This window comes from Pseudoalteromonas sp. SG44-5 (genome assembly GCF_014164175.1).
Taxonomy (GTDB): Bacteria; Pseudomonadota; Gammaproteobacteria; order Enterobacterales; family Alteromonadaceae; genus Pseudoalteromonas; species Pseudoalteromonas nigrifaciens.
Genome location: NZ_JACJES010000027.1, coordinates 20,474 through 29,517, shown reverse-complemented (window position 1 = coordinate 29,517; position 9,044 = coordinate 20,474). Strand labels below are relative to the sequence as shown.

Below are 9,044 nucleotides of genomic sequence, written 5' to 3'. Positions count from 1 at the left end.
TTAGTGAGTACAGTGCCTTTACAAAGCCTGTGCCACCGCTGAATAATGGCTTTATCGGTTAGTCGCTTGGCTTTTTTATCATCAACATAGAGTACTAAGTGGGTGTGATTACTCATTACTGCATAGGCACACACATCAATACAAAATACGTTAGCGAGGGCAAGTAACTTGCTTTCAACCCACCCTCTGCGATGTTCATACGATTGATTAGTAAAGTGATCTACGCCGCATAAAAATGCACGGCGTACACAGCGCGAAATACAGTGGTAGTATTTTGTATCGACCAAACTTACCTGACGTTTTCTTGCGATAGCCATGTGACACCTTGCTTAATTATTGCACTAAAAAGAGCATAGTTAATTACACTGATATTACAAATATTAAGATGGGTGTCTGTTCAATTTTTACCCTGCTTAATTATTGCACTAAAAAGAGCATAGTTAATTACACTGATATTACAAATATTAGGGTGGGTGTCTGTTCAATTTTTACCTTACTGCATACGCGCACACATCGATACAAAATACGTTAGCGAGGGCAAGTAATTTTCTTTCAACCCACCCTCTGCGATGTTCATACGATTGATTAGTAAAGTTGTCTACGCCGCATAAAAATGCACGGCGTACACAGCGCGAAATACAGTGGTAGTATTTTGTATCGACCAAACTAACCTGACGTTTTCTTGCGATAGCCATGTGACACCCTGCTTAATTATTGCACTAAACAGAGCATAGTTAATTACACTGATATTACAAATATTAAGGTGGGTGTCTGTTTAATTTTTACCATGGTATTATTTATAAGATCTATATAATTATTGGAAATTAATTTAATGTTAAGATGCTTCACCGCTATATCTACAATATTGTTACTCTCTGGTTGTGCTAACAATGCAATTGTTGAGCTTCAAAAACTAGATTCAAAAAGTTTAACAAACAAAAATATACAAATAATCGATGATGGTAAAACTAAAGATTCAATTAAACATATCATTGCTGGCAAGTTAGATAAATACGGCTTTAAATATCAAATTGTCGATATTTCACAGTCTAACTCTAACGTAACAAATAACCCTAAGCTGACTTACTCTGCAAACTGGTGGTGGGACATGGCTAGTTATATGCGCTATTTGAACATTGAGATAAAAGACAACAGCCAAACTATCGCACTGGTAAAAATTGACACCGTGAAGTGTGGTGGTTTTGACAAGTTTGGTTCAGCCCAACGACGCACTGAGATCACCTTAGATTTACTCCTAAGTGACTTGAGCAAAGAAGAAGCCAATGAACTGATTTGTCTTGGTGGCCAACCCAAAAACTAATCTAAAAAATTGAATAATAAAATTAATGTGTTGTGGCCAATTAATTCTAGACTCTGAATTAATTTGCCACAATAGTTGTTAAAAACGAGCCAAATTTGGCTCGTTTTTGTTTTACTGATAACTGACCGCTCCGCTCTATTCCGGATCATACCCTAAGTTAGGCGATAGCCACCTTTCAGCTTCCTCTAACGTCATATTGGTTCGTTTAGCGTAATCTTCAACCTGATCTTTTTGTACTGCGGCTACTGCGTAGTATTTTGCCTCTGGGTGTGAGAAATACCAGCCCGAAACAGCAGCCCCTGGCCACATGGCGTACGAGCTGGTTAGCTGCATGCCAATACGTTTTTCGGTGTCGAGCAACTGCCAAATTTTCTTTTTCTCGGTGTGCTCTGGGCACGCTGGGTAGCCTGGCGCAGGGCGAATACCTTGGTAGTTTTCACGTATTAGCTCATCGTTTTCTAGGTTTTCATCTGGTGCAAAACCCCAGTATTCTTTACGTACTTGCTCGTGTAGGTACTCGGCAAACGCTTCGGCGAGCCTGTCGGCAACGGCTTTAATCATTATTTTGTTGTAGTCGTCTTGCTGGGCGTCAAACGCATTAGCTAGGTCGTCTTCTTCCAACCCCCCCGTTACTGCAAATGCGCCAAAGTAATCTGGCGTACCTTTTGGGGCTATGTAGTCGGCTAGGCAGTAGTTAGCAAAGTCGGTTTTTTCGGTTTGCTGGCGTAAATGGCACGAGGTAGTTAACACCTCTTTGCGTGTTTCGTCTGTGTATATTTCTATGTCGTCGCCAACGCGGTTTGCCGGAAATAAACCAATTACACCCAGTGGTTGCAAGCTGCCTGCTTTTTCAAGGTCGTCTAACATGTCGTTGGCGTCTTTAAATAAGCTTTGCGCTTGCTCGCCAACTACTTCATCGGTCATTATGCGCGGGTATTTACCAGCAATTGACCAGGTCATAAAGTATGGCGTCCAATCTATGTATTTACGCAGCGTAGTTATAGATACATTTTTAAACTCTTGCACGCCAAGCTGTTTAGGCACTGGTGGTGTGTAGTTATCCCAATCGAGTTTTGCGGCGTTATCGCGAGCACGCTGAATTGTCACTGGTTTTGAGCGTGGTTTTTTACGCGCTTGTTGCTCGCGTACTTTCACGTACTCGGCTTGTGTTTTTTCTAAAAAGTCACTTTTGTGCTCTTTCGATAATAAGTTTGAAACCACACCCACTGCACGGCTGGCGTTACTTACATACACTACGCCTTTATCGTACTGAGGCTCAATTTTAACGGCGGTGTGCGCTTTTGATGTAGTAGCACCACCAATTAACAGCGGCAGTTCAAAACCACGACGTTTCATTTCTTTGGCTACGTGTACCATTTCGTCAAGCGATGGGGTAATTAGCCCCGATAAACCAATAATATCAGCTTTTTCGTCGATTGCGGTTTGCAGTATTTTATCAGCAGGCACCATTACGCCTAAGTCGATTACTTCGTAGTTATTACATTGCAGTACTACGCCAACAATGTTTTTACCTATGTCGTGTACGTCGCCTTTTACTGTGGCCATTACAATTTTGCCGTTGGTTGAACCTTCTTCTTTCTCAAGCTCAATGTAGGGATCTAGGTAGGCTACGGCGCGCTTCATTACACGGGCCGATTTAACTACTTGTGGTAAAAACATTTTACCTGCACCAAATAAGTCACCTACTACGTTCATGCCGTCCATTAACGGGCCTTCAATTACGTGAATAGGTTTAGCGGCAGCAGCGCGGCACTCTTCGGTGTCTTCGTCTATAAAGGTAGTTATACCTTTAACAAGGGCATGTTCAAGGCGTTTTTCAACGCTCCAACTGCGCCATTCTAAATCTTCAACGCGCTCGGCTTGTGCCATACCTGAGTATTTAGGCGCAAGCTCTACTAAACGCTCGCCTGCACCGGGGTCAGTATTGAGTATTACGTCTGTAACGGCTTTGCGTAGCTCTTCTGGTATGTCGTCGTAAACGGCTAGTTGCCCCGCGTTAACAATCCCCATATCCATACCCGCTTGAATAGCGTGATATAAAAATACTGAGTGAATGGCTTCACGTACCGGGTTATTACCGCGAAACGAAAACGACACATTCGACACCCCACCCGACACTTTACAGTGCGGCAAGTTTTGCTTTATACGCCGTGTGCCTTCAATAAATTCGACCGCGTAGTTGTCGTGCTCTTCTATCCCTGTGGCTACAGCAAATATATTTGGGTCAAAAATAATGTCTTCGGGCGCAAAGCCAACTTCTTCTACTAATATTTTGTAGCTACGCTCACATATTTCAAACTTTCTATCGGCGGTAGCGGCTTGGCCGTCGGTGTCAAAGGCCATAACTACAGCCGCTGCACCAAAACGTTTAATGGTTTTGGCTTGACGAATAAACGGCTCTTCGCCTTCTTTTAACGAAATTGAGTTAACAATGGCTTTGCCTTGAATGCACTTTAAACCGGCTTCTATTACTTCCCATTTAGAGGAGTCGACCATGATAGGTACGCGAGAAATATCGGGTTCTGAGGCAATTAAATTTAAAAACTTAACCATGGCGGCTTTTGAATCCAACATGGCTTCGTCCATGTTTATATCAATTACCTGCGCGCCGTTTTCTACTTGTTCGCGAGCAACTGTTAACGCGGTTTCATAGTCTTCTTCCATGATCAAACGTTTAAACATGGCGGAGCCGGTTACATTGGTACGTTCGCCGACATTAGTAAATACTGCTATTTTTTGAGTCATGTTGGCGGCTCCTTAATTTAAGTTACAGGCTTCGAGGCCCGATAAACGCATGCGTACTTCAATTTCTGGCAACTGGCGTGGTTTAACGCCTTCAAGCCCTTTTGCAAAGGCGCGAATATGCGCAGGTGTGGTGCCGCAGCAACCACCTACAATATTAATAAAGCCCGACTTACCCCAATCAATAATTTCGGTTGCCATTTCTTTTGCTTCTAGGTCGTAGCCACCAAATTCGTTAGGCAAGCCTGCATTTGGATGCACAGAGGTAAAGGTTTCGCATACACGCGACAACTCTTGCACATATTGGCGCAGTAAATCTGGGCCTAAGGCGCAGTTAAGGCCTATAGAAAGCGGTTTAATATGGCGAATAGAGTTATAAAAGGCTTCGGTAGTTTGCCCCGAAAGCGTACGCCCAGAGGCATCGGTAATAGTGCCGGAGATCATAACTGGTAATGTGCGCCCTGCTTGCTCAAACGCTTCCTCTACTGCAAACGATGCAGCTTTAGCATTGAGGGTATCGAATATGGTTTCGATTAAAATAATATCGGCGCCACCTTCCATCAGTGCCAAGGTCGATTCTACATAGGCAGTAACTAAACGATCAAAGGTAACATTACGATAACCCGGATCGTTTACATCGGGCGACAATGAACAAGTTTTTGATGTTGGCCCAAGTACGCCCGCTACATAACGTGGTTTTTCGGGTGTTTTAGCACTAAACTCATCGCAAAGTAGCCGTGCCAATTTTGCCGACTCTAGGTTTATTTCACGGCTTAGATTAGCCATGTCGTAATCTTCCATCGAAATGGTGGTGGAGTTAAAGGTATTGGTTTCGATAATATCGGCACCGGCAGCTAAAAAGCTACGATGAATATCGGTAATTATTTTAGGCTGCGTAAGGCTTAGTAAATCGTTATTACCGCGAATAAGTACATGCCAATCTTTAAAGCGCTCACCGCGATAGTCTTGCTCTTCTAATTGGTGTGCTTGGATCATAGTGCCCATAGCGCCGTCTAAAATTAAAATTCGCTCTTTTAACGCTGCACTTAGTTCGTCGTGCTTATTTTGGTCATTATTAAGAGGGTTATTCGGCATAGTTGTTAGTCCTTACGTCTTGGCTAACTAAATTAATATCATAGGGTGTAGTTTGGTACACGTAATAATTTAACCAGTTCGAAAAAAGTAAAAAAGCATGGCTTTGCCACGTTTTTGAAGGTTGTTTAGTTGCATCATCATCTGGAAAGTAATTTTCGGGTTTGGGCGCATTGTCGCTTTTTTCGCAATCGCGTTGGTATTCAGCTTTTAACGAGTCGGCGTCATACTCTGGGTGGCCGGTAATAAACACTTGGCTGCCCGACTTATTTTTAACTAAGTAAGCACCTACTTTCTTAGAACCCGCTAGCACGACTAGTTCATTGCAAGCATTTATTTTATTTACATCTACATGGCCATAACGCGAATGCGGTACTAAAAAGGTGTCGTCAAAGCCGCGCGTTAACGCCCCATGTTCAAAATAACATTGGTGCGTAAATACGCCACACAGTTTATCGGTTTTTAAATCGCGCTTTATTTTATAATGATGATAAAGCGCTGCATGCGCTGCCCAACACGAAAAAAGTGTAGACGTAACATGCTGCTCAGCCCAATCTAAAATTGCGGTAAACTCATCCCAGTAAGCTACATCCTGGTACTCTAAATGCGCTAGCGGCGCGCCGGTAACTATTAATGCATCGTAGTTATTGTTTTTTACTTCTGAAAAATAACGATAAAAGGTGTCTAGGTGCTGCTCTGAATTACTGCTACTGCGATGAGTGTCTAGACGCAGTAGTTCTACATTTACTTGCAAGGGCGAATTGGCAAGCAAACGAATAAACTGTACTTCGGTTTCAACTTTATTAGGCATTAAATTAAGAATAGCCAAACGCATGGGGCGAATTTCTTGCGTTTTTGCACGAGTTTGTGGCATTACAAATACGTTTTCTTGGCGCAGGCGAGCAATAGCTGGTAGCTCGTCTTTTACTGTAATTGGCATCCTTTTACTCCTATTCATCAAAACCGAAAACTTATTATGAACAGATAAGAAAAAATATCAACCAATAGATGTATAGATGTCTAAATATCCAAATGAAATTTTTTCATCCTATTTTATAATCGTTTTTGCGCACTTTATAGTTTGTTTGTCGGTTTAAAATTGGCCATTCGTTGACTGCCTCACCCGTCAACCACTACAATAGAGCATTGTAATTTTTATTATTATTTGAAGGTTTTTTCCATGGTTTTACCTGATAAATTTATATTCTCGATGAGTCGAGTTTCTAAGGTTGTGCCACCTAAGCGCACTATCTTAAAAGACATCTCGTTACACTTTTTCCCGGGCGCTAAAATTGGTGTGCTTGGTTTAAACGGCTCTGGTAAATCAACATTGCTACGTATTATGGCCGGTGTTGACCAAGACTTTGAAGGTGATGCCTTTCCACAACCAGGCACTAAAATTGGTTACTTACCGCAAGAACCTGTTTTAGACGAAAGCAAAACCGTACGCGAAATCGTTGAGCAAGCTGTTGGCGAAGTTAAATACGCGCTTAAACGCCTTGACGAAGTGTATAACGAATACGCCATGGAAGACGCTGACTTTGACGCACTTGCAAAAGAGCAAGGCGAGCTTGAAGCGGTTATTCAAGCGCACGATGGTCACAACATAGACAACGTTTTAGAGCGCGCTGCCGATGCACTACGTTTACCTGAGTGGGATGCTAAAATTGAGCACCTTTCGGGTGGTGAACGCCGCCGTGTTGCTATATGCCGACTGTTACTTGAAAAACCAGACATGCTTATTCTCGATGAGCCAACTAACCACTTAGACGCTGAGTCGGTTGCCTGGTTAGAGCGCTTCTTACACGATTACGAAGGCACAGTTGTGGCGGTAACGCATGACCGTTACTTCCTAGATAATGTAGCAGGTTGGATTTTAGAGCTTGACCGTGGTGAAGGTATTCCATGGGAAGGTAACTACTCTTCGTGGTTAGAGCAAAAAGATGCGCGCCTACAACAAGAGCAAAAATCTGAAAAAGCACGTCAAAAGTCAATTGCGCAAGAGCTTGAATGGGTTCGTTCAAACCCTAAAGGCCGCCAAGCTAAGTCAAAAGCACGTATGGCGCAGTTTACCGAAATGCAGCAGTCTGATTATCAAAAACGTAACGAAACCAACGAAATGTTTATTCCGCCTGGCCCACGTTTAGGGGATCAAGTGCTTGAAATAACTAACTTACGTAAAAGCTTTGGCGACCGTGTATTAATCGACGATTTAAGCTTTAGCATGCCAAAAGGTGCCATTGTGGGCATTATTGGTGCTAACGGCGCGGGTAAATCAACACTGTTTAAAATGATCAGCGGCGAGCAACAGCAAGACAGCGGCAACATCACCATAGGTGAAAGCGTACACATTGCAACGGTTGATCAGTTCCGTGACGGTATGGACGAAAGCAAAACTGTTTTCCAAGAAATATCAGACGGGCAAGACGTACTTAAAATTGGTAATTTTGAGTTCCCAAGCCGTGCTTACGTTAGCCGTTTTAACTTTAAAGGTAACGATCAGCAAAAATTTGTTAAAGACCTATCGGGTGGTGAACGTAACCGTTTACACCTTGCTAAGTTATTAAAAGCTGGCGGTAACGTGTTACTACTCGATGAGCCAACTAACGACTTGGACGTTGAAACACTACGTGCACTAGAAAACGCTATTTTAGAGTTTCCTGGTTGTGTAATGTGTATATCGCATGACCGTTGGTTCCTTGACCGTATTGCTACACATATTTTAGATTACCGCGACGAAGGCCAAATTAACTTCTTTGATGGTAACTACACTGAGTACGAAGAGTGGCTTAAAAAGACGTTAGGTGCTGAGGCAACTCAACCTAAGCGTATTAAGTACAAAAAGATTGGTTAATAGCTAATTTTAAGCTCTAGGCAATAATTAAGCCCTGCATTTATGTAGGGCTTTTGTTTTATAACTATAACTACAAATAGAATTTTATGACCCTAAATCCTCACTTGCCGTTAGTTTATCATCCTAATTACTCGTTTAGCTTTGATCCTAAACATCGCTTTGTAATGAGTAAATTTGCACATTTATACCAGCACGTTAAGCAGTTAGGATTAGTTGGCGATAACTTAGTACAGCCGTTATTAGGTACGCCAGAGGCACTAGAATTAGTACACTGCGAAAACTATATTCACGACCTATATCATAATCAATTAGACGAAAAAGCCATGCGCCGTATTGGTCTACCTTGGTCAAAAGAGCTAATGGCGCGTACCTTTACAGCCCCACAAGGTACACTACAAACCGCTCGCTTAGCCCTTAAACACGGTATGGCATGCCATTTAGCAGGCGGTACACACCACGCGCATACTGATTTTGGCTCAGGCTATTGCATGGTTAACGACTTGGCTTTTACTACGCAAACATTAATTGAGTCGGGTGAGGTTACTAATGTACTTATTTTTGATTTAGACGTACATCAAGGCGATGGCACCGCGGCCATGCTGCAACATCAGCCTTATGCGTATACCTGCTCGATTCATTGCGAAAAAAACTTTCCGTTTCGTAAATCCCCTAGCGATTTAGATATTGGTTTAACTAACAATATGCAAGACGCTGAGTATTTAGGCATAGTTGACGACACCCTACAATTTTTGCTCAAAGAGCTAAACCCCGATTTAGTGCTGTACGATGCGGGAGTTGATGTGTGGCAACAAGACGGTTTAGGCAAACTCGATATTAGCTGGCAAGGTATAGAGCAGCGCGACCATCTCGTACTTAAACGCTGCCTTGAGCACAACACTCCGGTAGCTACGGTTATTGGCGGCGGTTACGACAGAGATCACCAGCGTTTAGCTCAGCGTCATGGCATTGTAGTTGAGCAAGCAGCACGTTTTTAATAGTTTTAGAGTTTTGGTA

6 protein-coding genes and 2 pseudogenes are annotated in these 9,044 nt (G+C 42.7%); 3 read left to right on the top strand and 5 right to left on the bottom strand.

The annotated features are described in order from the left end of the window. Both H5079_RS16670 and H5079_RS16665 read right to left on the bottom strand, forming a co-directional pair. Positions 1 to 317 (bottom strand): annotated as a pseudogene (locus H5079_RS16670) (transposase); the annotation flags it as partial. 177 nt (positions 318 to 494) lie between these two features. Continuing rightward, positions 495 to 695: pseudogene (locus tag H5079_RS16665) on the bottom strand (transposase); the annotation flags it as partial. A 137-nt stretch (positions 696 to 832) separates the two neighbouring features. Here H5079_RS16665 and H5079_RS16660 point away from each other — a divergent pair. After that, complete coding sequence (locus H5079_RS16660) at positions 833 to 1,321, top strand: Sbal_3080 family lipoprotein (RefSeq protein ID WP_011328878.1); 489 nt, start codon at positions 833 to 835, stop codon at positions 1,319 to 1,321. A gap of 135 nt (positions 1,322 to 1,456) precedes the next feature. On the opposite strand, the gene metH is transcribed toward H5079_RS16660, so the two are convergent. The 3 genes from metH to metA are packed head-to-tail and all read right to left on the bottom strand — an operon-like array spanning position 1,457 to position 6,116. Next, on the bottom strand, positions 1,457 to 4,087 hold the full coding sequence (metH, locus tag H5079_RS16655; RefSeq protein WP_011328879.1) for a methionine synthase: 2,631 nt from the start codon (positions 4,085 to 4,087) through the stop codon (positions 1,457 to 1,459). A 12-nt stretch (positions 4,088 to 4,099) separates the two neighbouring features. Continuing rightward, complete coding sequence (locus H5079_RS16650; RefSeq protein WP_011328880.1) at positions 4,100 to 5,179, bottom strand: homocysteine S-methyltransferase family protein; 1,080 nt, start codon at positions 5,177 to 5,179, stop codon at positions 4,100 to 4,102. Further along, the gene (gene metA / locus H5079_RS16645; protein ID WP_182684505.1) at positions 5,169 to 6,116 is read right to left on the bottom strand and encodes a homoserine O-succinyltransferase; all 948 of its coding nucleotides are present in this window, start codon (positions 6,114 to 6,116) and stop codon (positions 5,169 to 5,171) included. Before metA ends, H5079_RS16650 begins: the two co-directional genes overlap by 11 nt. A 240-nt stretch (positions 6,117 to 6,356) precedes the next feature. On the opposite strand from metA, the gene ettA reads away from it, so the two are divergent. Both ettA and H5079_RS16635 read left to right on the top strand, forming a co-directional pair. After that, positions 6,357 to 8,030 carry an energy-dependent translational throttle protein EttA gene (gene ettA / locus H5079_RS16640; RefSeq protein WP_011328882.1) on the top strand — a complete coding sequence of 558 codons (1,674 nt, stop codon included), beginning with the start codon at positions 6,357 to 6,359 and terminating at the stop codon, positions 8,028 to 8,030. A gap of 86 nt (positions 8,031 to 8,116) precedes the next feature. After that, the gene (locus tag H5079_RS16635) at positions 8,117 to 9,025 is read left to right on the top strand and encodes a histone deacetylase (protein WP_011328883.1); all 909 of its coding nucleotides are present in this window, start codon (positions 8,117 to 8,119) and stop codon (positions 9,023 to 9,025) included. Positions 9,026 to 9,044 lie beyond the last annotated feature (19 nt).

Bases quoted from the DNA above. Each gene is read 5' to 3' on its own strand.
- H5079_RS16660 (WP_011328878.1), top strand. From the start codon at position 833: ATGTTAAGATGCTTCACCGCTATATCTACAATATTGTTACTCTCTGGT.
- metH (WP_011328879.1), bottom strand. From the start codon at position 4,087: ATGACTCAAAAAATAGCAGTATTTACTAATGTCGGCGAACGTACCAAT.
- H5079_RS16650 (WP_011328880.1), bottom strand. From the start codon at position 5,179: ATGCCGAATAACCCTCTTAATAATGACCAAAATAAGCACGACGAACTA.
- metA (WP_182684505.1), bottom strand. From the start codon at position 6,116: ATGCCAATTACAGTAAAAGACGAGCTACCAGCTATTGCTCGCCTGCGC.
- ettA (WP_011328882.1), top strand. From the start codon at position 6,357: ATGGTTTTACCTGATAAATTTATATTCTCGATGAGTCGAGTTTCTAAG.
- H5079_RS16635 (WP_011328883.1), top strand. From the start codon at position 8,117: ATGACCCTAAATCCTCACTTGCCGTTAGTTTATCATCCTAATTACTCG.